General features: G+C 28.5%; 1 pseudogene. It reads left to right on the top strand.

Going from position 1 to position 330, the window contains the following annotated elements:
* Positions 1–282 (top strand): annotated as a pseudogene (locus AMO19_RS01955) (tetratricopeptide repeat protein); the annotation flags it as partial.
* Positions 283–330: the final 48 nt, after the last annotated feature.

Below are 330 nucleotides of genomic sequence, written 5' to 3'. Positions count from 1 at the left end.
GTTAATCTCGCAATCAAACTTTTTGAAAGTGCAATCTCAATCGAGGAGAATGCTGAACCATTATTAGGCCTAGCCTCATGTATAAATATCCAAGATAATAAATTAGCAGTTCAGCTAGCAAAAAAAGCTTTGAATAAAAATCCCAAATATGTTAACTATGATTATAGAAAAGAACAGTTATGGGGAGAAAAATTACAAGCCTCTACAGAAATTCTTTTACAAAATGAACAACTTAAAAAAGATGTAATACTGGCAAAATCCAAAATAATTGAATCATCTTAATGTTCAATACTGGTAAATATTTTTTTACCTATTAGTCTTAATTTAGTT

Source organism: Prochlorococcus marinus (assembly GCF_001180245.1).
Taxonomy (GTDB): domain Bacteria; phylum Cyanobacteriota; class Cyanobacteriia; order PCC-6307; family Cyanobiaceae; genus Prochlorococcus_A; species Prochlorococcus_A marinus_F.
Note: the sequence above shows the minus strand (reverse complement) of the source record. Positions and strands in the feature narration are given on the sequence as shown.